The following is a 23,598-nucleotide window of genomic DNA, read 5'->3' as shown; positions in this document are numbered from 1 at the left end:
ATGTTAATCAGTCATTTTAATCGTCATGCTTGGATAAAAGCGGCTGCTTTCTATTTAAGAATGCAAGTCTTTGTTCAAGAACAAGGTATCCCATTACAGGCAGAATTCGATGAATTAGATAGCGACGCTATGACTTATTTAGTTATTTTTGATGATGACAAGCCCGTGGGTACTGCTCGCTACCTACAAGATGATGCTCAAACACTCCGCCTTGATCGATTATGTGTGCATATAGACTATCGGCAACAGGGAATTGGACAACAACTCGTTCGAGAGCTAGAGCAACAAGGACAACTAAATAATTGTCTAAAATCTTGCGTTCATAGTGAAAAACACGCCATCCCATTTTATAAAAAGTTAGGTTATAGTGTATGTAGTGACGATTTCATGGAAGATGGCATTCTTTGCACAAAATTAGAAAAGCGGCTACTATCTTAAGATTATGCATGCCTATTCAACTTAGCTACTATACCAATAACAAATCAGTTAATTTTTTTTTAGCTTAAAAAGTGATTTTCAAATTAAACTCTCGCACGTCATATTTTTTCATGAAAATAGTCTGTTTCGATACTCTTTTTCATAAATCTCTCACTATATTTTTAATAAAAATTAAGTTTGTTTTATCTTCGTTTTATATAATTAAAACTATACCAATGAATTAGAACACTTGTCATAACAAGTGTTTTTATTATATAATTATCAAATATTTATGAAAGGAGTTTGTTTATGTGTAAAAAAATGAAACAATCGGGGAAAATATTCATGTTACTAGCAATTAGTTTCATGGCCGTTTTATTTAATACGAGTGTCGCTTTAGCAACCGATGAAAATAAAGCCTCAGAGGAACACTCTTCACAGCAAGTCACACCTAAAAAGCAAACTTATATTATTGCGAGTGACTCAACCTACGCTCCCTTTGAATATCAAAATGATCAAGGTGATTACGAAGGTATTGACGTTGATTTAATGAAAGCTGTCGCAAAACAACATGGATTTGAATTAGAGTTTAAATTTATCGGTTTTAGCTCGGCGGTTCAAGCAGTTGAATCAGGACAAGCAGACGGTGTCATTGCTGGTATGACTATAACTGATGAACGTAAAAAAGCGTTTGATTTTTCTGAGCCTTATTTTGATAGTGGTGTACAAATTGCTGTTAAAAAGGGCAATGATGACATTACATCTTACAAGGACTTAAAAGGTCAAAAAGTTGCTGCTAAAATCGGAACTTCTAGTGCTGATTTTCTAGAGCAGAACAAAGATAAATATGGCTATTCAATTGTCTATCTTGACACAACCGATGCGCTATTCAGTGCATTAGAGATTAACGAAGTTGCAGCCATTATGGATGACTATCCCGTCATTGGCTATGGTGTTACTAAAGGACAAAACATTCAAACACCTATCGCTAAGGAATCCGGTGGACAATATGGATTTGCTGTAAAAAAAGGAACCAATCCAGAACTACTAGCGATGTTTAATCAGACGTTAACTGATATGAAAAAATCAGGAGATTATGACAAATTATTAGCAACATATATCCAAACTAATGAACCTTCTAAAGCAGATAAAGCTGCTGAAATTGACGAATCAACGCTAGCTGGTATGTGGCAAAATAACTGGCAACGATTGTTAAAAGGATTTTGGATGACTATCTGGTTAGCCTTTCTATCATTTGCCTTAGCAACTATTCTTGGTATTTTATTTGGTTTAATGTCCGTTTCAGCAAATAAAATTCTACGTAGTCTGTCAATGATTTATGTTGACTTAATTCGAGGAATCCCTTTGATGGTCCTTGCTTTCTTTATTTATTTTGGTTTACCAGGTATCCTTGGATTTAATATCCCTGTTTTTGTTGCCGGAATTGTTACGTTAACTCTAAATGCCAGTGCCTATATCTCTGAAATCGTGCGTGGAGGCATCAAGGCCGTCCCAACTGGACAAATGGAGGCTTCAAGAAGCTTAGGCTTGTCTTATGGTAAAACAATGCGTAAAATTATCTTACCACAAGCTTTTAGAATCATGATTCCATCATTTGTCAATCAATTCGTGATTTCATTGAAAGATACAACTATTTTATCTGCCATTGGTTTAATTGAGTTATTACAAGCAGGTAAAATGATTGTGGCTCGTAACTTGCAAAGTACACTTGTTTACTTCGTTATTGCCTTAATGTACTTAATCTTGATTACACTCTTAACACAAATCGGAAAAATGCTAGAAAGGAAATTACAGCTATGACCGAAAAAATTTTAGTTGAACACCTCGTTAAAAAATACGGTGATCAAACGATTCTAAACGATATCAATGTTTCCATTAATAAAGGAGATGTCGTTTGTATTATTGGCCCATCTGGTTCTGGTAAAAGTACGTTTTTGCGTTGTTTAAACCAACTAGAAGAAATATCTGGTGGTTCAATCATTATTGATGGCGCAGACTTAACTGATAAAACTACTGACATTAACCAAATTCGCCAACATATTGGCATGGTATTCCAACATTTTAATTTATTTCCTCATTTATCAGTTATTGATAACATTATGTTAGCACCCATTGATTTAGGTAAACTCTCAAAATCTGATGCAGAAGTAAAAGCGATGGAATTATTAAATAAAGTCGGACTAGCCGATAAACGCGATGTCTTTCCCGAATCGCTCTCAGGAGGCCAAAAACAACGAATTGCGATTGCTCGGGCTTTAGCTATGAATCCTGATATCATGCTCTTCGACGAACCAACATCTGCTTTAGACCCAGAAATGGTTGGGGACGTTCTGAATGTTATGAAAGATTTAGCTGAACAAGGTATGACTATGGTTATTGTTACTCATGAGATGGGATTTGCTAAAGAAGTCGCTAATCGTGTGATGTTTATTGAAAGCGGGAATTTTATCGAAGATGGAACCCCTGAGCAAGTCTTTGATCATCCAAAACATGAGCGTACACAGGACTTTTTAAATAAAGTCTTACATATGTAATAAATGACGCATGACAGTTTGTTTTTACAAACAGTCATGCGTCATTTGTATGTTCAATTAGTTAGCTTTATCACGTCATTTCAAAAAAAACGGTGATTGATTTTCACATAAAATATCGGTACACTAAGAAGGACTATTATTTGGAGGTTATTTTATGAAAAAAAATTTTTGGTTATTAGTAACTACCCTATCATTATTATTTGTGACAACTGCTTGTGGATCTGAACAGAATAAAACAATAGAATCAACCAGTCATTCAACAACAGTATCAACTAAAAAATCAACAGACTCCTCAGTGAAAACAGACGAAACCAATAATATTTCTATCAAAATGAGTCTTATTGAAGATGGGAAACAAATTATTAGTGAAGACCTTAAAGCGAACTCTGACCAATCTGTTCTTGACGTATTAAAAGAAAATTTTGAGGTTAAAGAAACTAATGGTTTTGTAACTGAAATTGATGGAAAAGCTCAAGATAAAGCTAAAAATAAATATTGGATGTATTACATCAATGGGAAAGAAGCCGATAAAGGCGCTAAAGATATCAATGTTAAAAATAATGATATTATTGAATGGCGTCTAAATGAACTTAAATAAATCATTATCTTTTATCACTTTTGTCGCATTAATAAGTGCAGCCTCATTTGTTGGTAGATTAGCCTTCCAAGGGATTCCTAATGTCCAGCCCCTTACGGATGTTATCATGATGAGTGTACTTTTTGTGAGCTTTCCTTTTGGTAGTTTAGTTGCTATTATCAGCCTATTTATTTCAAATATTTATTTAGGTATGGGCATTTGGACCATCGCTCAACTTCTATCCTATCTAACTCTATGTGGCTTGATTCATTTATGTCACAAGCCACTTTTAAGGTCATCTAAGCTGATTAGAGCCTTGTTTGCAGGTTTTTTAGGTTATCTGTACGGTTTGATTATTTCACTTGTACAGGCACCTTTTTTTGGTATTCAGGTTTTCTGGCCTTATTATTTACAAGGTTTACCTTTTGATACTTTACATGCTATAGGTAACTTGCTTTTTTACCTCATTTTAGAACCTGTAATGCTACCCATTTTTATCAAGATTCAGCAAAAATTAGACAATAAAACACTCGACAAGTAAGATACCAAACCGGTCATACACTTGTCGAGTGTTTTTTTAGATAACAGATTTAAATCGATTAATGAGTTGCTCTAATTGATTATCTAACCATGCCGCATTAGTGATGTCACGTTGAATAAACTTAGTCGGAGCCGTCCCCATATCAATCAACTTAGTTGGTACTAAATCATTGTTTTCTAGCCGAAGCGTGATTTGCGGATGAACACTTGTTGACCCACAAGCATCTGCCACCAAAAAAGCCAGCTCATAGGTGCGATCATCAACTTGGCGAATTCGATAATAACCATCTCCATGATATGTTTTTTCAGCTGAAAAATGTGGCAATATTTCGTCAAAAATTATGCGTTTCATACATCTATCTTCCCTTCTATAAAAACGTTATCATTTCATTATAACAAATAGCTAGCACAAAATAAAAGCATCAACTAGATCAATAAAACCTCTAGCCAATGCTTTTTATTTATTATTCATTTTTCTCTGCTAATTTATTCAATAACGGTGAATATTTAGTTTGTACATGTTGAATTTTATCAAGTGCTTGATTATTTTCATTTAGCCAAGTTAGTAAAGCATCTGCACCAGAATTATCAATAATATGTAACTGGCGACAATCTATGATATCAATATTATCAAGTGAAATAGTGTCCATTTCTTCATTAAATGACGCAACTGACGCAAAAAATAATTGACCTTTAATCACAATTTTCGGGCCAGAAACTTTCAATTGAACTTGAGAAATTTTCGTGACTAAAGCAATCATACTAACCAATACACCCACAATAATGCCCAAAGCTAAATTATGAGTATAAAGCACAATTGCAATCGTTAAAAACATCGTGAATGATTCAATCATCGGTGCTTCTTTAACACGTTTTAAACTATTAAAATCAAATGTTGTAATAGCAACGGTAATCATAATACCAATCAATGCTGGTGTTGGAATTTGTAACATGATGTCTTTGAAGAAAACAATCAATAAAAATAACACACCACCTGCTGTCACTGTTGATAAGCGTTCACGACCACCTGATTTGACATTAATAACAGCTTGACCAATCATTGCACATCCAGCTGGTCCACCAAAAAAGCCAGTCATAATATTGGCTAAACCTTGAGCCTTAACTTCTCGTTGACTATCGCCAACACTATCTGTCATCTCATCAACAATGGGTAACGTTAATAACGATTCGACTAAACCAACCAAGGCCAGTGTGAGTGATGTTGGTAAAATAATCCTTAGCGTATCTATAGTAAACGGTACATTGGGTAAATGAATACCTGAAACAGACCCAGCCATGTCGCCTAGTGCACCAACTGTTTGAACATTCCAACCAAATACAGTCGTACCAACAGTCAGCGTGACAATAATAATCAAGGCTGCAGGAATTGCTTGAGTAATATGAGGAAGAATATACATACCAGCAATTGCAGCAATCACCATTAGATAAGTCACTATGGTCACCTGATGAAGTTGCTGAATCTGTGCCATGAAAATGAGTAATGCTAATGCATTAATAAAACCAGCCATAACTGGCGGTGACACAAAACGCATTAATTGGTTAATTTTAAGATAGCCTAAAACTACTTGAATGATACCTGTTAAAACAGTAGCGGCAATCATGTAATCAATACCATGCGTTTTAATTAACGTCACCATTACAAGCGCCATTGAACCCGCTGCTGCTGAAACCATCGCGGGACGACCACCGGTTAAAGAAGTGACAACCAACATAATAACAGAAGCAAATAAAGCTGTAATCGGGTTTACTCCTGATACAATAGCGAAACCAATCACTTCTGGAATCAATGCGACTGATGTCACAAGTCCTCCGAAAATATCATGTTTAATATTGCCAATCCATTCATTTTTTTTATAACTTAATAGCATAATAAAGAAGAAACACCTCCATTAATCATTATCTAATTGTTGTTTATTGTTTTGCAATTGATACATATTATGATATAAACCACCATACCCTACCAATTCATCATGAGTTCCCCGTTCAACAATTCGACCCTTTTCTAAAACTAAAATTAAGTTCGCATCTTTAATCGTTGATAATCGGTGAGCAATTGCTATCGTTGTCCGTCCAGAACGCATTCGTTGTAATCCTTCCTGGATTAAAGTCTCGGTTTCAGTATCAATGTTTGCAGTAGCTTCATCTAAAACTAAAATTTTAGGATCCGTTACAATTGTTCTTGCAAAAGAAATTAACTGTCGTTCACCACTTGAAAAGCTTGACCCACCTTCAAGAACTTTTGCATGATAGTTACCGGGTAGTGTCTCAATAAATTTATCCGCTTGAACAAATTTTGCCGCTTCAATAATTTGTTCGTCTGTGATTTCTTGATTTAATAATCGAATATTGCTAGAGATATCACCATAAAACATAAAAGCATCTTGCAAAACCAGTCCTAATTTTTCTCTTAATTCCGTCATCGAGTAATCTTTAATATCCACATCATCAATTAAAATTTGTCCATCATAAAACTCATAGAAACGCATCAGGACATTAATAATTGAGCTTTTTCCACTTCCAGTGTGGCCAACGAGCGCAACTGTTTCTCCTGGATTAGCGACAAAACTAATATCATCTAAAACGTTATGTGTACCATCATAAGAAAAGGATACATTTTTAAATTCAATTTTAGCATTTGTTATAGTTGCATCCGCACCTGGATTTTGCTGTGGCGTTAATTCTTCGTGATCTAAAATTTTAATGATTCGTCCACCAGCAACTAAGCCATCTTGGAAAACACTTAACGAATCCATCATGTTAGTCATTGGATTAAAAAATTGTTGAACATATGAAATAAATGCATAAATCATCCCAACTTCAACGGGCGACTGAAATGAAAGTATGCCAAAATAGCCTAAAACTACGGCTGTCGCAAGCGCAAAAAGTAAATTGATGATTGGTGCTAATAGTAATGAATTCGTCCGTATCATGCTATAACGTGATCCCAGATAGGCATCGTTACTTTCGGCAAACTCTTTTTCTAACCGTTCTTCTTGTCGAAATATTTGAATAATTGACATACCAGAAATTGATTCATTTAACTTGGTATTTAAATGACTTAAGCGTTCACGCATCCCACGGTAAATCCTTGAACTATATTTTTGGTAATACCAAATAATGACTAATAAAATCGGGAAAAAAATCATGCTAATTAGAGTAAGCTGCGGATTAATACTCCACATCGCAACAAATGAAGCAAATACCCCAAAAATGGCCGTCATAATAAATAAGAAGAATAGCCAGAATTCAAACAATGTCTCCGTATCATTTGTCACTCGCGACACAATGGACCCAGCTGGTGTTTGATCGAAATAACGCATGCCCATCGTTTGTAATTTATTGAATAGTCTAACACGAATCGATTGATACGTCTGCAACGAGCCTTTAAAATAAAGAATCCACTGGCCAAACCAAACAATTGCTTTAAACAAAACACCGACACCATATAGAGCAGCAAAATAAAGAATAGTTTGTGTCGTTGCGTTTTTTGTTTCCAAATGATTGTCCATTAATACTTGTAAAATTTTAGGCAAGAGAATATTAATGACAGCCAATACTACCGCAAACGTCAACGCTCCAAGAAAATACCAGCGAAAAGGCTTAGCAAACGTAAACAAGCGTTTAATAATACTTACTTGTTCTTTTAACGTTAATTGTTTGGTCCATTCTGATTGTGGTTGTTCTTTCATGCTGTCACGCCCCCTTCAACTTTTTCCTCTAATTGCTGATACTCATACATTTTATTGTACCAACCATGTTGTGCAACTAGTTCTTCATGTGTCCCACGCTCAATGATTTGTCCTTTATCAATCACAATAATTTCATCTGCATGAATAACACTACTTAAACGATGGGTACTGATGATAGTTGTTTTATTTTGACGCGTATTTTTAAGATTAGATAGAATTTGTTCTTCCGTCTTCGCATCGACAGCTGACAACGCATCGTCTAAAATGAGCAATTCTGGCTCCATAATCAGTGCACGTGCAATTGAAATACGTTGCTTTTGTCCACCAGATAGTGACACCCCACGTTCACCTACTAATGTATCGTAACCTTCTGGAAAACCTAAAATATCTTGATGGATAGCTGCTTCATTAGCAAAATTTTCTACTTTCGTTTGCGTTGCTTTGGGTACACCAAAACGAATATTGTCGCGTACCGTCATTGAAAAAAGAAAATGATCTTGTGGAACATAGCCAATTGCATGTAATAAAGCATCTAAACGATAATGCTTTATTGAATCACCACCATAACGAATCTCGCCTTTATAATGGTCAAATTCTCTTAATAACAGACGTAAAATACTAGTTTTACCAGCACCGGTTTTACCAACAATCCCTAATGTTTGACCTTCTTTTAACGTAAAATGAATGTTTTTTAAACTTTCTGAGTCATCTCCCTGATAAGTAAACGAATCAACTCTATACTCCAAATCCCCACTAGCTGGTATATCAATACCGGATTGGTCTTCAACAATACTCGACTTTTCTGCCATTAATTGCTGTACACGATCATAACTGGCATTACCTCTTTGCAAGACGTTAAAGAAACGTCCAATCGCAAACATTGGCCAAACAAGCATGCCAATATAATTAAAGAAAGACACCAATTGCCCAATGCTAATGGTACCATTCACAACATAATTCCCACCAATAATAATTGACACAACATAAGACACACCGATAACAATAGCAATTAAGGGATCAAACATTGCGTCTAAAAAGTTGACACGATTATTTTTTGCAATTGAATAATCAATTTTCTTTTGAAAATCTTTGATTTCTGCTTCTTCTTGCCCAAAGGTTTTAATCACTTTAATACCAGTAACCGTCTCTTGAGTCTTATCATTCAACTTTGAAAAAGCCCCTTGCGATTCTTTAAAAGCATCGTGTAATTTATTGCCTAATTTACTTGAAATTAATGCTAAAAATGGAAAAGGAATTAACGCCATTAACGTTAAACGCCAATCAACAAATAAAATCATGGCAACTACCGTAATAGCCCCTGTTATAAATGCATCAGCAAAAGTTAAAATACCAGCTCCTGCCACATTTTGAATGGCATTCAAATCATTAGTTGCATGAGCCATTAAATCTCCCGTGCGATATTTTTGATAAAAATTCTGATCCATTTGCGTAAATTGATGGAACAACCGTTTACGCATAGTTTGTTCTAAACGTGCAGCACCACCCCAGATATGTGTTCGCCATAAATAGCGTAATCCATAAACAAGCATTGCTGAAACAACTAAAAAACCCACCCACATCATCAGCGTGGGTAAAGTCAACGTGTTGTTAGCTACACGATCCACGATTATCCCGATTACACGTGGCGGTAGAAGTTGAATAAATGCGACTAAAACGAGCGAGCCAACACCAATAATGTAGGTCTTCTTTTCAGTTTTAAAGAACCAAGATAATTTTTTAAATACGTCCATACTTTTTCTCCCTTCAAAAAAACAAAAACGGATGCGACAATTCGCACCCGTTCCATAGTTAATTCCCATAACTATTGATTACAAATATGTTAGTTACCAAATTATTTCTTTTTCTTACTTTTTGACGCTTTAGAATTTTGGCTTTTCATATTTTGCATCATTTGACGTACTTTTTTCTCAGATGGTGTCTGCCCCATTTGAGCCATCATCATACGTAACATATCCTCATTAACGGGAGGATTTTGCTCTAATTGATTTTCGAAAGTTTTCTTTGCTAAAAAGAAACCACCTACTAAACCAGCTACTAAAGCTACAATAATTAAAACGATTGCTAATCCTGTATTCATGTTTGACACTCCTTCCTCCAGTTAAAATAAGCTCAACACTACATATTGTACTAAAATTTCAGCCGAATGAAAAGATACATTTTCTTTTATTTTTCGTTAAACACATCTTCTAATAGATTAGGATTAAATTCTTGTTTTTTTAACATCGCAATTTCATGTTTATACGGTGCTTTAGCCGTTTTCTTATCCTCACCAACAAAAGGTGTTTCTAATATCTTAGGCAATTCAATAAGTTGAGGATGATGCACAATATAATTTAGCGCATCAAAGCCAATTGTACCATATCCAATATTGGCATGACGGTCCTTATGTGACCCTTGAGGATTCTTAGAATCATTAACATGAATGACTTTTAACCGATCCAAACCAATAATTTTATCAAATTCTTCCAAGACCCCATCAAAATCTTCACGAACATTATAACCAGCATCATTAATATGGCAGGTATCTAATGTAATCGATAACTTATCATTGTGAGTCACCCCATCAATAATTTTTGCCAATTCTTCAAATGATCGTCCAATTTCAGTTCCTTTTCCAGCCATTGTTTCCAAAGCAATTTGTGGCGTTTGGTCAGCACGCAATACTTCATTTAGTCCTTTAATAATTTGGTTAATCCCAACATCGGCCCCTGCGCCGACGTGAGCGCCAGGATGTAGAGTGATTTGTGTTGCTCCAATTGCCTCTACTCGTTCAATTTCTTGACGTAAAAAATCCACAGCAAAACCAAAATTTTGTGGTTTAGTTGTATTGCCTAAATTAATAATATATGGTGCATGAACAACAATTTTACCTAAGTCAATATTTGTTTGTTCCATATAATCCCGACCAAGCGGAATATTTAGCTCTTCTACTGGTTTCCGGCGTGTATTTTGAGGCGCACCGGTGTAAATCATAAAAGTATTTGCTCCATAACTATCGGCTAATTTTGCTGATCCTAATAACATTTCTTTCCCATTCATACTAACGTGAGAACCTAAATACATACTATCTCTCCTGACATAAGTTTCTTTATCAAGAATAACGTTTGACGCCTTAACTGACAAGTTAGATGCTTAATTTTTCATTAACGTAGGGAAAAAGAAAATTCTCGTACCTAGGCATTATAAAGGTAAAATGCTATAATGTTTTATATTTAGTTTAATAAAGAGGTGATAACTTGTTTAACAACAAGGATAAAACGACGGGCAAATCTAATGAAAAAAAATTGATAAATTTCAAAGCAGATAAAGAATCTGCGAGCTTTACATTTAACGTTGTCTACCGAGTTATTCGTTCAATCATTATATTTTTAATCTTTTTAATTTTAGCTGGGGGCTCTCTTGGTGTTGGCGTTGGATTAGGCTACTTTTCTGCTCTAACTGACCGCTTAGACATTCCAGATGACGAAACTCTAAAAGCTAAAGTTCATGACATCGAACAACAATCAAAGATTACCTATGCTAATGACGAACTAATTTCGGTGATAAAATCTGATTTAGTCAGAACGCCAGTAGATGAAAAAAATATTTCTCCTCTCATCAAACAAGCACTTATTTCAACTGAGGATGAAAATTTCTATGAGCATCATGGGGTTGTTCCTAAAGCAGTCGCTCGCGCAACCGTCTCTGATGTACTGGGAATCGGTAGCGGTTCAGGTGGTTCTACCATCACGCAACAGGTCATTAAGCAACAATTACTGACGAATGAAACATCTTACAAACGAAAAGCTTCTGAAATGATTTTAGCAACAGAATTAGAAAAACACTTATCCAAAACCGAAATTTTAACAGCTTACTTGAATGTCTCACCGTTTGGTCGAAACAACAAAGGTGAAAATATTGCAGGTATTGAAGAAGCGGCCCTAGGCATATTTGGCGTTCATGCAAAAGATGTCAATCTTCCACAAGCTGCGTATTTAGCTGGATTGCCACAAAGTCCTATTTATTATTCACCATACACCGGTGAAGCTTCTTTAAAAGAAGATGTAACAGCTGGATTAAAACGGAAAGATATTGTTTTATTTAATATGTATCGTGAGAAAAAAATTAATCAGCAAGAATATGAAGATGCTTTAGCATATGATTTAGCCAAAGATTTTATTAAACCGGCTGCTCCTGATCATACAGATTCTGGTTTTCTTTATAATTACTTGTACGATGAGGCCGCTCGCGTGATGATGCCTACTTTTTATGAAAAAGATAAAATAACCGCTGAACAGATTGATGAATCGCCTGAGTTGTTTAATCAATATTTTGAATTAGCTAAACGTGAAATTCGTCAAAATGGCTATACTGTTCATTCAACAATCGATCAAACTATTTACAATGCAATGCAAGAAGCCGTTCAAAATTACGGTTATGTACTAGATGACGGTCGGGGGAAACTATTAGAAACAGGTAGTATTTTAATGGATAATCAAACTGGGCGAATCTACGGCTTTATTGGTGGTCGTGATTATAATCAAAACCAAAATAATCATGCTTTCCAAACACGTCGTTCACCTGGTTCAACCATGAAACCAATCTTGGCCTATGCACCCGCCATTGATAAAGGCTTGATTGGATCAGAAACCATGTTATCCGATTTTCCGATGAAGTATCGTGATAATAATGATTCCGTAAAAAACTATTCAGACTATGGTTCTAAATCATTTAAATCAGTTCGTGAGTCTTTAAAGTGGTCATTAAATATCCCTGTAGTCAATCTTTATGACGACTTAATTGAACAAGCTAACCCAAAAGATTACTTTGATAAAATGGACATTGGATTAAATCCTGAAGAATATTCTCGTGAATCGATTGCTCTTGGTGGAACTGATCATGGTTTAACTGTTTATGAAGAGACTAATGCCTATGCTACTTTGGCAAATAAAGGCGTCTATAATAAAGGCTATTCAATTGATAAAATTACGGACTCTTCTGGAAAAGTTGTATATGAATATAAAGCAAATCCGATTGAAATCTTTAAACCTTCAACTGCTTCCATTATGAATGATTTAATGCGTGATGTGATTAATGATGGAACAGGACAAGAAGCTAGAAGTACATTAAACCGCGCAAATCGTGACTTAGCACGAGCAGATTGGGTCGGAAAAACGGGAACATCTCAAGATCAAAAAGATTACTGGTTCACTGCTTCAACACCTGGTATTACGATGAGTAGTTGGATTGGTTATGATGATAATACGCTAATGTATGATACGTGGAACAAGAAAAACATGGAGTATTGGGCACTAATGACAGCCTATGTCTATGAAAGAAATCCTGACATTTTTGCTGTTAATGAAAAATTCAAACTTGATAACTCCGTAAAAAAAGAAACAGTTTCGGCTTTTACTGGTGAAAAACTTGATACATTGCGAGTTGACGGTATGGGAACTATTGATATGAAAGGTAGCAAAACTGTTACTAGCTTATACTCTGCCGGTAATGAAGCAAAAGATACACAATTTCGTTTTGGAATTGGTGGAACTGATGATAACTATAAAGACGCTTGGCGCTCTTTCTTTTCTAGCGACAATCGAACGTCTGATAATCGTCGACAAAACGCACCAAGAAACGCACCACCTAAACGGGAAACACGAAATAACAGTCGCGATGATTAAGTAAATTTCTAAAAAAAATCCTCTCTTTCATTATGAAAGAGAGGATTTTTTTACATCTCAATAACCGTTCCTAATTGTTTTGCTTCAGCATTTTTAACGATTTGATTCGCAACATAAACGTCTAATACTGCTGACCCAACTGTTTTAAAGACTGTAATTTGTTCATCACTTGTTCGACCAGTTATCTCACCGTTCACTAATTGACCAAGTTCTCCAGTAATAGCAGATTCTTCTAATTCACCATTTGCTAGTGGATGAATAAAGTCACCAGCTTCTTGTAACACGCCATCCATTGTATCAAACACAATACAATCGGCTTTTTGTAATAGTTCAACCGGAATTTCACACATCTCTGGTGTATATGAGCCCACGCCATTAATATGTGCACCAGGTTTTACCCATTCCGCACTAAAGGTTGCACGTCTTGATGTAGTCACTGTTGTAATAATATCAGCTCCAGTCACACATTCTTCAGCAGTTTTAGTTGGAATAGCATTAATTCCAAAACGCTCAGACATTGTTTTGGCAAAAGAAGACGCACGTTCAAAATCAATATCAAAAATTCGAACTTCACTTAATTCACGTACTGTAATCATCGCTTCTAATTGACTCGCTGCTTGACCACCAGTTCCAATTAAAGCACCAATTTTAGCATCTTTTCTAGCTAATAATTCAGTTGCTGCGCCTTGAACAGCACCTGTTCTTAATTGAGTTAAGTATGTTCCATCCATAATTGCAGATACAATACCTGTTTCTGGGTTAATCACAACCATACTCGCTGGCACACTTGGTAGACCTTTTTCAATATTATTTGGATAAACTGAAACTATTTTGATTCCTAATGCTTCTTCAGCACCACCAACATAAGCTGGCATATATAAACTTTGACCTTTTTGTGTCTCTACTGGAATATTTGTCCGTAAAGGGACAATTGATTTTTGAGCTGTATACAGACCTAAAGCCTCTTTATCTGCATCAATTGCTTGACGCATAGAACAACATTCTTTGATTTCTTGTGCAGTTAAAACTAACATAATTAATAGCCTCCTAATTTTTTTAAGCTTTTACTTTTTTATTCACAAATGAAATTAACATTGTGTATGAACTATAAAGTAATACAATAATAACTAACCATTTTAACATATATGTGTTCAAACTCTTAACTAAAAATACTGCGACCAATACACCTAACACACCAAAAGTTGATGTAAATAGCGTAATCTTACGGCTGTATTCACCAAATTTAACAAATTGAATACTACCAACAGGGATTGAGAATGTACAAGCACCCATCATAATTGGAAATGCTGCAATTGGATTCATTCCCATTAAATAAACTGTAACCATTGTTAAAGCATATGACCCAATTCCAATATTATTCAAAGCACCATAAGCAAATAATAATAATGCTGTAATAACTAATTTGATACCATATAATTCAGTTGCTGTTCCATTTGATGGAATCCAATTTACTTGACCTGCAAAAATTAAGAAGGCAGCAACAATTAAACCAAACCCAACAAACAATTTAATGGTGCGTTCTGGTAATTTAACAACAAAACGTGGTCCAATATAAGCACCGATAACCTGAGCCACGATACAGACAACTAATGTTTTAACACCTACATCAATCGAAGAAATATAAGATAATGCCATTGTCGCTACTGGAATAACACATTGTGTATTTAGTGTTCCAGGTAGTTTCTTCATACTCACCCATTTCATTTTAGGATAGAGTACTGTACCTATTGCAAAATCGGAAATACCAAAGGTTGATAAGAAAAAGATAATAAATGATGAAAATGGCAAACCTTTGCTACTCGCTGGTTCTTCTTTTAATTCTTGCTTATGACTCATTAAATCTTTAATAAAAATAATTAAAAAACTCAAATTGACTAAAACAATTAATCCTAACAAAACTGCTTTAAACATTGTCTATTCCTCCCAATATATTGATCTTACTTTTTCAAAATGTTCTCCATATTTCTGTTGTAATTCTTTCGGTAAATCAGCTATAATTTTCAAAGTATACGCATCGTGTTTTATATACTCTTTTGATAAGCTTACCATCGCTTGATTTCTGGTTAATGTCACATCAATACTACTATTCGTGTCATCAATTGTCCCAAATATCACTTCTACTTCATCAACAACAAGATTAATCCAACGTGTACCAAAATCTTGAAGCTTTTCATCTTCAAACCCATGTCGATAATATTTTTTAAATGGTAAATCATAAACTTTATCACGGCTAAAAACAATTAGCACGAACTGAGAAACTCGTTGCTCAACTGTTAATAAAGCCTTTACAAGTTCAGGCGACAAATCCTCAACCCAAATCTGCATTAGGAGACTCGATTGTGTCTGTCCAATAAGAAAGCCAACTTTTTTTAATAAGTTATCATAGCCCTCTAATTTCCATAGCATCTCATCTTCTTCATACTCTTTAATATTACCCAGTTGTCGATCTAGTAGTTGTAAATCTCGTGTGGTTTCTTCCTCCAGACGACTGATAAATTCTTCTGCTGGTAATGCGCAGTATAACTTTGGTTCTGATTTATTGACGATAACCAAATCTTTTTTTAATAATTTTTCTAAAATGTTATACACTTTTGATCGAGCAACACCCGATTGTTTACTCACTTCATATCCAGTTAAAGCACCTCTTTCAAGCAAAGTGATGTAAACTAGTGTCTCCATTTCTGAAAAATTATATTTCTTCATTATTTGTATAATCGTTTCCATATTTCTTACCTCAATTTCTAGTAGCTACTACAGTAACTACTATATACTAAAGTGATTAATTTCACAACTATTTTTATGATTATTTTATAATTAACTTCCCTTTTTTAATTGATAAAAACACAAATTGAACAATGTTATTATAAAAATATCTTCTTAAATAATTGATTGTACAATACTTATATTTATTAAAAAAATATAAAATAACAATAGTAAAAATTCAATGTTTATTTAGGTTTCTAAGATTTTTATCAAATAAATCATTAGTTCGTGATAACTTACTCAATTATTACTTATAAATGATTACCTTTAATTTTCGTGTTAAAATAATTATTATCGTGATTCTTTTATCAAACAGAAACAGCTAGAGCATGTGATTTTATTTCAATTTTTAAGTAATATATCACTTGCTATCTTCTAATATATGCGTTACAATACATATGAATAAACGATCATATGTATAAGGAGGAATCTAAAATGTCTTGCAAACAAGCACATACTCATAACGACAACCACCATGATGAACACAATCATGGACAATTACCTACCATCCTTTATTTTATTGGTCTATTAACATTCGTTATTGCTTTTATGATACCGTCTACTTTTATTCGCAATAGCTTATTTATGATGACACTCATTCTTTCTGGCTATCATATTATCATTGAAGGTTTTGTTGATACGTATAATCAAACTAAACAACATAAAAAGTTTACCCCTAACGTCCATGTACTTATGGCACTGGCTGCTATAGGTGCATCAATTATTGGTGATTTTAGAGAAGCCGCTTTGCTCATTCTAATTTTTGCTGGTGCTCACTTCTTGGAGCATTTCGTTGAAGATAAAAGCAAACGGGAAATAACTAGTTTATTAAAATTAAACCCGACAGATGCTCGGTTAATCCAACTTGACGGGTCAACCAAACTCGTTCCTGTTGAATCATTAAAGATTGGTGATACATTGAAGGTGCTTCATGGCGATCAAGTTCCAACAGACGGGACAATTACTTATGGGACCACAACAATCAATGAATCTTCTATTAATGGTGAAAGTATGCCAGCTGATAAAACAGTTGGTGACCCCGTATTTGGTAGTACGATTAATGGTAATGGCACCTTTACTATGACAGTAACTAAAGCTAGTTCCGATACAGTATTTGCTAAAATAATCGCGTTAGTTAATCAATCCCAAGACAATTTATCTAAAACTGCCACTAGAATCAAACGGTTTGAACCTAAGTATGTGACAGCTGTTTTGATAATTATTCCTTTATATATTGTTCTTGCTACTATATTACTTGATTACTCCTGGTACGAAAGTTTTTATAAAGGAATGGTCTTTCTGACAGTCGCATCGCCATGTGCCTTAGCTGCCAGTGATATTCCGGCTACACTATCAGCTATTTCAAATTTAGCTAAACGAGGTGTTCTATTTAAAGGAGGCGCATTTCTATCAAACTTGTCTCAAATAAAAGCGATAGCCTTTGATAAAACAGGAACATTGACAATGGGAATACCAAAAGTAACTGATACATACATTATCTCTGAGATGAAAAACGAAATGGATACTATTTTAAATGTCGTGGTTGCAATGGAAAAGCAGTCAAATCATCCACTGGCTAATGCCATCCTAGATTACTTTACTCCCACACAGATGCTTGAAATAGAAGTTGATAATCAAATTGGTCATGGATTAATCACCACTTATCATAATGAGACATACGAAATTGGCAAACCAACGCAATTCAACGAAGTGCCTAGAAGTTTATTAGAGAAACATGAAATATACGCTAATGAAGGTAAGACTGTCGTTTTCGTTGCAAAAAACCAACAAGCTATTGGCTTAATTGCTATGATGGATGTCCCAAATGAACAAGCAAAAGATGTGATTAATTATCTTAAAGATTCTGGTATTCATACTGCAATGATTACTGGCGATTCCGAGAAAACTGGTGTATCAATTGCAAAAGAAGTCGGTGTTGATGAAGTATTTGGTAACGTGCTTCCAGAAGATAAAGCGGCCATCATACATCAACTACAAGCAACTTATGGCGATACCGCAATGGTTGGTGATGGCATTAATGATGCTCCTGCTCTAGTGACATCTGATATCGGTATTGCTATGGGAAACGGGACAGATGTAGCGATTGACGTTGCCGATGTTGTATTAATGAAAAATGATTTACTAAAATTAAAATACGCTTATCAAATATCTCAAAAACTCGATAAAATTGTTCGGCAAAATATTATTTTTGCAATGTGTGTCGTTCTCACATTAATTATTATTAATTTACTTGGAAATATTACGTTACCGATTGGTATCATCGTACATGAAGGTAGCACACTCGTCGTCTTATTTAATGGCTTGCGCTTGTTAAACCCATTGAAAAAAGACTAATAATAAAATAGACCACACAAATCGTTTGATTTGTGTGGTCTATTTTATTTAAAAAACAATACGCTTGTGAACGCGTCTAAAGACATCATTCGAAAATGATAAATTATTATATACAGCTACCTTTTCACACGCTTCCAACATTAAAATACTAATTTCTTTCGTGAAATCAGCTAATTCGTTAATATTTAAAGGTGTGTAATTCGCTAAAAAAGCTTTTTCTAAGTGTGATAATTCCGAGCGTTTCCCCTCATATTTACTCCAATCAAGTAATTGATTCGGGCAATAACCTTTAGCCATATACCACATAGAGACTAGACTTTGTTTAAGTGCCAAAGATATAAACTCTAAATGATTTATTTCATCACGTTTTAAACAACGATATAATTCAAAATAATTCGCATAATATTTATTTAGTACGAGATCAAAATCTTCTTGCGACACTTTATACTGAAGGGGTTTTGAATATTCCCACACACGCTCTACTAAACCATTATCATCTTTAATAATAATAATATCTTTTAACCATAAACTCGGCTGTAAGCTTGACTCAGTATAAACAAATAAATCTAACTTAATAAAAGTTGAATAATGAATTATTGAATAGTTTTCTTTAATTGTTTCAATAAATAGATATTCACCAATTGTATGAATAATATCTAACTGCTTTTTCTTTCGATTAACACCTTCTTTAACAACAATTCTCGCATCAATATCTGAATAATTGTCTTCATTATGACTACCTATTGACCCCGCAAAAAAACAAGCTAAAATGTCGCGATCTTCTTTCACTAAACGAATAAAACGATTTTTTAAGCGATCTCGTTCAATCGGTAAATTAGAATCAACAATCATGCCATCACCCGCCCTTCTAATTTAATTATACCTTTTAATTCACTTGAATAATATCAGATTTACAGTTGATTTTACTAATTTGCTTATCTTTTTGCAATACAAATAGATGTCATTAACGAAATCTTAGTAATAACTGTAATCTTTAACACTCAATTTACCTATGTTAAATATAGTATTAATTACTTATTTTGATATAAATAAATACAAATAGATTATATATATTAGTCAAAAAAATATTTTTTATATTATTAAATGAATCTAGTGACAAATTAAAAATATGTCTAAATCTGAGTTTTTGTTACATAAACTGACTATTTTGTCACTAAATGTCAGTCCTTTTTTTACCTACGAAATATTTTTAAGTGTTAAAGTTATGTCAGTCGAGATGAACGACAATTAATTAATTTAATAGGGGAGATTTTAATTATTATGAAATCACTAAAAACATTATTTTTAGGAACAACTGTCGCTGTCGGATTACTTTTTAGCTCACAAGCATTTGCTGATACTATATATACTGTTAAGTCTGGAGATACATTATCTGCTATCTCAACTAAGTACTTTGGTAACAATAGTGCCATTGATAAAATTGCCATTGATAATAATATCCAAAATGCACATTTAATCCACGTTGGACAAAAATTAACGATTAAAACGGATGGTTCTGAAGCACCAACTCAACCAGCACAACCAGTTGAAAACACTCAAACAACTGAAACTTACTCTGAACCCGTACAAGAAACAACAACACAAGAAACTAGTAGTTATGCAGGGCAAAGTTCTAGCGCCAAAGAATGGATTGCACAACGTGAATCTGGTGGCGACTACAATGCATCAAATGGCTACCATGTTGGACGTTACCAGTTAGACCCGAATTACTTAAATGGTGATCATTCTATTGAAAACCAAGAACGTGTAGCAGATCAATATGTTGCTGATCGTTATGGTTCATGGGAAAATGCTCAATCATTCTGGATGAATAATGGCTGGTATTAACAAATAAACTTTTATAGACAAAAAACTCACTGAAAAAATCAGTGAGTTTTTTTGTCTATATATCTTCTAATACAATATAAAAAACTTTAACTGGACCATGTAATCCTGTGACTAATTGCATCTCAATATCTCCAGAATTAGATGGACCTGAAATAAAATGGATGGCTGAGCCAATTTTCTCATTGGCTTTTATTTTTTCATCATAATATTTAGCAGCTTGTGTGCTTCTTGGAACCAACCTACTTTTGGGAATTAGTGAAATATAATAATTCGGTAGGAAATGTAGCGTCCGACCTTGTTCAGCAGACGTTTCAACAACTACTGAACAGGACTCAGCTAATAGAAATTCCGCAAAGGCAATTGATACATTCGCTGCTTGGGCAGTGGCGATATTCTCTTCACGATAAACTTCACCTTGTTTCCAATAATGAATCGAATCGGAATATGTTTCTTTAAATAAATCAAACATTGGATTTTCAAAATTTGGTGAAGACGGCAACATTAGCGGACCACCATGACACTCCTCTATGATATCTTTCAATAGATGAGAAACATTCTTTGTTGTTGTTTCAAATAACTCGACACCAATTTGTGATGCACGATCTTGGCAAACTATCATCAACTCATCTGGCGTTTTATCTGCCAAAGTTGTTTCAGGTAACTCATTCAATGGCTTAAACGGATGAGCGGTAACTGATTGTGGAGTTGTTCCAAGTTTAGCATGTAGGTTTTTTAAAAATGAATCACGCTGATAAATTCTTTCCTCAGTCATCAGTTGTCACCTTCTTTATGTTCTTTATACCACGCTCTAAAACTATCCTTATACTTCGGTGGGCGTGGCAGATCACGTACATCAGTCCATCCTTTGATCATGCCAGGGCCTTTATTAATATAGCCACCATAACGATACATATTTTGAACTTTGATTCCCTTTTTCTTACTTAATGCCCCCATTCCACCATGTGCTAGATGTAATGCCATCTTAAATAAACCTGGCGATGACGTACCTTTCCCGATTACTTTCATTTGAACATCATCAAATCCATGTTGCATGTTTAAATCATCGGTCATGACCTTACGATGCTCAATCAATAATTGATGAAGTGGAATTTTTACCGGGCAAGTTTCAGTACAAGCACCACAGAGACTAGATGCGTATGGTAATTCTTTGTATTGCTTATAACCACCTAAAATCGGTGATAGAACTGCACCAATTGGACCTGGGTAAATTGAACCATAACCTTGACCACCAATATGACGGTAAACTGGACAGACATTTAAACACGAACCACATCGGATACATTGTAATACCGGTTGGAAGACTGTACCCAATGCATTAGAACGACCATTATCTAAAATAATGACATGGAATTCTTCTGGTCCATCTGACTCATCGGCATTTTTACGACCAGCAAACGTACAATAAGTTGTTAAAACTTGTCCTACTGCACTTCGCGCTAGTAAGTTATCAAGGACTTCGGCTTCTTTCATTGATGGAACAATACGCTCCATCCCCATTAAAACAACTTGCGTTTTGGGAATACTAATAGTTAAATCGGCATTCCCTTCATTAGTATCTAAGTTAATCATACCACTATCAGCAATAGCAAAGTTGCAGCCCGTAATCCCTAAATCGGCCTCTAAGAAGAATTTACGCATGACCTCTCTGGCACATTTGGCAAGATTCTTAGGTTCATTGTCGCCTTTGTACCCTAATTTTTTTTCGAAAACTTGACGAATTTGTTCACGATTTTTATGGATACTCGGAAAGACAATGTGTGACGGTTCATCCCAATCATCCATTTGTAAAATAAACTCAGCTAAATCTGTTTCCATTACATTAACGTCATCAAGACCTAACAACATTGGATCAATATCAACTTCCGTTGTGACCATTGATTTTGATTTAACAATTTTTTTTGCTTGTTTCTCTATAACTAATTTTTTCACATATTCTTGTGCTTCTTCACCAGTTTGTGCAAAGAATACGTGTCCACCTTGTTTTGCCACGTTATTACTGAATTGTTCAAGATAATCAGGCAGATAATTAATGGTATGTTGTCGAATTTTCTCTCCTAACTCACGCCACTCTTGCCAATTACCAAGTGCATCGCGAGCACCTTCACGTTTTTCCCATTGCATATCTTGAGCTTTAGCGACGGCTTTTTGCATAAATTTATCATTTTTACTTTCTACAAGTCGCTCATTGAACGGCTTCGTACTTGTTGATAATCCCATTATTGACCCTCCCCACTAATTAACATCGGTTGTTCCATTCGGTTGAGGTCAACATGGCTATTTAATACTTCAGCAATGTGCATAATTTTAATTGGGTGACCATCGCGATTAAACTTACCACCAATATTCATCAAACAACCCATGTCGGCACTAATTAAAATTTCTGCTCCTGTATCTAGTACATCATGCATTTTTTCGGTAACCATCTCTTCAGAAATTTCGGGCATTTTAACTGAGAATGTCCCACCAAAACCACAACAATTATTAATATGTGGTAACGGAATCATTTCTAAACCTTCTACATAATCTAATAAAACAAATGGTGCCTCACGTTCGCCTAATATTCGAGTCATATGACAAGAACGATGGTAGGTTGCTTTTCCTTCTAGGCACGCGCCTACGTCTTTTACCCCCAAGACACGATAAATAAATTGACTAAACTCGTACGTTTTATTAGCTAGCGCAACTGCTTTTTCATAGTATTCAGGATCGTCTTTTAATAATTCCGGGTATTCTCGCAACATACCAACACAAGAACCCGCACCACCAACGACATATTCTGCGCCTTCAAACGCGTCAATCTGATTTTTTAATGTCGCATAACTTCTTTTTTCATAACCACTATTAAATGTTGGTTGTCCACAACATACTTGTTTATCAGGTAAATCAGTCTCGCAACCTAAACGTTCAAGAACCTCAACCATGGCAATACCTACGTCAGGGAACATTAAGTCTACGACACAACTAGTAAATATACTTACTTTCATTGTTTACCTCCTAATGGTAATTAATTTAAACTAAACAAAAATTAATTAGAATAATTATTCATTACATAAGTTATTTTACCATTTTTTTAATCTCAAATAAATATTTTCTCACAAATAAATCGT

21 protein-coding genes are annotated in these 23,598 nt (G+C 34.7%); 8 read left to right on the top strand and 13 right to left on the bottom strand.

Features of this window, described 5'->3' with window-relative positions:
- The 5 genes from BW732_RS10020 (at position 1) to BW732_RS10000 (ending at position 4,090) form a co-directional block, all read left to right on the top strand.
- A complete protein-coding gene (locus BW732_RS10020) occupies positions 1 to 438 on the top strand; it encodes a GNAT family N-acetyltransferase (RefSeq protein WP_077276599.1) in 438 nt (145 codons plus the stop codon).
- 288 nt (positions 439 to 726) lie between these two features.
- Positions 727 to 2,238 carry an amino acid ABC transporter substrate-binding protein/permease gene (locus tag BW732_RS10015; RefSeq protein WP_126844053.1) on the top strand — a complete coding sequence of 504 codons (1,512 nt, stop codon included), beginning with the start codon at positions 727 to 729 and terminating at the stop codon, positions 2,236 to 2,238.
- Positions 2,235 to 2,972: an amino acid ABC transporter ATP-binding protein gene (locus BW732_RS10010; protein ID WP_077276598.1), complete on the top strand. Its 738-nt coding sequence runs from the start codon at positions 2,235 to 2,237 to the stop codon at positions 2,970 to 2,972. Before BW732_RS10015 ends, BW732_RS10010 begins: the two co-directional genes overlap by 4 nt.
- Positions 2,973 to 3,126: 154 nt before the next feature.
- A complete protein-coding gene (locus BW732_RS10005) occupies positions 3,127 to 3,570 on the top strand; it encodes a DUF4430 domain-containing protein (RefSeq protein WP_077276597.1) in 444 nt (147 codons plus the stop codon).
- The gene (locus BW732_RS10000; protein ID WP_077276596.1) at positions 3,557 to 4,090 is read left to right on the top strand and encodes a hypothetical protein; all 534 of its coding nucleotides are present in this window, start codon (positions 3,557 to 3,559) and stop codon (positions 4,088 to 4,090) included. Before BW732_RS10005 ends, BW732_RS10000 begins: the two co-directional genes overlap by 14 nt.
- A 36-nt stretch (positions 4,091 to 4,126) precedes the next feature.
- On the opposite strand, the gene BW732_RS09995 is transcribed toward BW732_RS10000, so the two are convergent.
- The 6 genes from BW732_RS09995 to BW732_RS09970 form a co-directional block, all read right to left on the bottom strand.
- A complete protein-coding gene (locus BW732_RS09995; RefSeq protein ID WP_077276595.1) occupies positions 4,127 to 4,441 on the bottom strand; it encodes a hypothetical protein in 315 nt (104 codons plus the stop codon).
- A 112-nt stretch (positions 4,442 to 4,553) separates the two neighbouring features.
- Positions 4,554 to 5,978, bottom strand: coding sequence for a SulP family inorganic anion transporter (locus BW732_RS09990; RefSeq protein WP_077276594.1), 1,425 nt, complete (start codon positions 5,976 to 5,978; stop codon positions 4,554 to 4,556).
- Positions 5,979 to 5,999: 21 nt separating this feature from the next.
- Positions 6,000 to 7,799, bottom strand: coding sequence for an ABC transporter ATP-binding protein (locus BW732_RS09985; RefSeq protein ID WP_077276593.1), 1,800 nt, complete (start codon positions 7,797 to 7,799; stop codon positions 6,000 to 6,002).
- Positions 7,796 to 9,550 carry an ABC transporter ATP-binding protein gene (locus BW732_RS09980; protein ID WP_077276592.1) on the bottom strand — a complete coding sequence of 585 codons (1,755 nt, stop codon included), beginning with the start codon at positions 9,548 to 9,550 and terminating at the stop codon, positions 7,796 to 7,798. The genes BW732_RS09985 and BW732_RS09980 overlap by 4 nt, the downstream gene beginning before the upstream one ends.
- 101 nt (positions 9,551 to 9,651) lie before the next feature.
- The gene (locus tag BW732_RS09975; protein WP_077276591.1) at positions 9,652 to 9,897 is read right to left on the bottom strand and encodes a YneF family protein; all 246 of its coding nucleotides are present in this window, start codon (positions 9,895 to 9,897) and stop codon (positions 9,652 to 9,654) included.
- A gap of 86 nt (positions 9,898 to 9,983) precedes the next feature.
- Complete coding sequence (locus BW732_RS09970; RefSeq protein ID WP_077276590.1) at positions 9,984 to 10,883, bottom strand: deoxyribonuclease IV; 900 nt, start codon at positions 10,881 to 10,883, stop codon at positions 9,984 to 9,986.
- Positions 10,884 to 11,056: 173 nt separating this feature from the next.
- On the opposite strand from BW732_RS09970, the gene BW732_RS09965 reads away from it, so the two are divergent.
- The gene (locus BW732_RS09965) at positions 11,057 to 13,483 is read left to right on the top strand and encodes a transglycosylase domain-containing protein (protein WP_228414935.1); all 2,427 of its coding nucleotides are present in this window, start codon (positions 11,057 to 11,059) and stop codon (positions 13,481 to 13,483) included.
- A 50-nt stretch (positions 13,484 to 13,533) separates the two neighbouring features.
- On the opposite strand, the gene BW732_RS09960 is transcribed toward BW732_RS09965, so the two are convergent.
- From BW732_RS09960 to BW732_RS09950, 3 genes are read right to left on the bottom strand one after another with little or no spacing between them, the layout of a single operon-like run.
- On the bottom strand, positions 13,534 to 14,517 hold the full coding sequence (locus tag BW732_RS09960) for an ornithine cyclodeaminase family protein (RefSeq protein WP_077276589.1): 984 nt from the start codon (positions 14,515 to 14,517) through the stop codon (positions 13,534 to 13,536).
- 22 nt (positions 14,518 to 14,539) lie between these two features.
- Positions 14,540 to 15,415, bottom strand: a complete 876-nt coding sequence (locus BW732_RS09955; RefSeq protein ID WP_077276588.1) for a sulfite exporter TauE/SafE family protein — start codon at positions 15,413 to 15,415, stop codon at positions 14,540 to 14,542.
- 3 nt (positions 15,416 to 15,418) lie between these two features.
- Positions 15,419 to 16,228, bottom strand: coding sequence for a TrmB family transcriptional regulator (locus tag BW732_RS09950; protein WP_077276587.1), 810 nt, complete (start codon positions 16,226 to 16,228; stop codon positions 15,419 to 15,421).
- A gap of 474 nt (positions 16,229 to 16,702) precedes the next feature.
- On the opposite strand from BW732_RS09950, the gene BW732_RS09945 reads away from it, so the two are divergent.
- Positions 16,703 to 18,622, top strand: coding sequence for a heavy metal translocating P-type ATPase (locus BW732_RS09945; protein WP_077276586.1), 1,920 nt, complete (start codon positions 16,703 to 16,705; stop codon positions 18,620 to 18,622).
- Between the two features lie 48 nt (positions 18,623 to 18,670).
- On the opposite strand, the gene BW732_RS09940 is transcribed toward BW732_RS09945, so the two are convergent.
- Positions 18,671 to 19,474: a hypothetical protein gene (locus tag BW732_RS09940; RefSeq protein WP_077276585.1), complete on the bottom strand. Its 804-nt coding sequence runs from the start codon at positions 19,472 to 19,474 to the stop codon at positions 18,671 to 18,673.
- 429 nt (positions 19,475 to 19,903) lie between these two features.
- Here BW732_RS09940 and apf point away from each other — a divergent pair, with 429 nt between their 5' ends.
- Positions 19,904 to 20,470, top strand: coding sequence for an aggregation-promoting factor (gene apf / locus BW732_RS09935; protein WP_077276584.1), 567 nt, complete (start codon positions 19,904 to 19,906; stop codon positions 20,468 to 20,470).
- Between the two features lie 55 nt (positions 20,471 to 20,525).
- On the opposite strand, the gene BW732_RS09930 is transcribed toward apf, so the two are convergent.
- Genes BW732_RS09930 through BW732_RS09920 form a run of 3 tightly spaced genes read right to left on the bottom strand, consistent with a single transcriptional unit; the run spans position 20,526 to position 23,475 of the window.
- Positions 20,526 to 21,242: a LutC/YkgG family protein gene (locus tag BW732_RS09930; RefSeq protein ID WP_077276583.1), complete on the bottom strand. Its 717-nt coding sequence runs from the start codon at positions 21,240 to 21,242 to the stop codon at positions 20,526 to 20,528.
- Positions 21,242 to 22,708: a LutB/LldF family L-lactate oxidation iron-sulfur protein gene (locus BW732_RS09925; RefSeq protein WP_077276582.1), complete on the bottom strand. Its 1,467-nt coding sequence runs from the start codon at positions 22,706 to 22,708 to the stop codon at positions 21,242 to 21,244. The genes BW732_RS09930 and BW732_RS09925 overlap by 1 nt, the downstream gene beginning before the upstream one ends.
- The gene (locus tag BW732_RS09920; protein WP_077276581.1) at positions 22,708 to 23,475 is read right to left on the bottom strand and encodes a (Fe-S)-binding protein; all 768 of its coding nucleotides are present in this window, start codon (positions 23,473 to 23,475) and stop codon (positions 22,708 to 22,710) included. The genes BW732_RS09925 and BW732_RS09920 overlap by 1 nt, the downstream gene beginning before the upstream one ends.
- Between the last annotated feature and the right edge of the window lie 123 nt (positions 23,476 to 23,598).

The sequence above is a fragment of the Vagococcus penaei genome (genome assembly GCF_001998885.1).
In the GTDB taxonomy this organism is placed as follows: domain Bacteria; phylum Bacillota; class Bacilli; order Lactobacillales; family Vagococcaceae; genus Vagococcus; species Vagococcus penaei.
The sequence above is the reverse complement of the archived record's forward strand: the minus strand, read 5'-3'. Positions and strand labels throughout refer to the sequence as shown.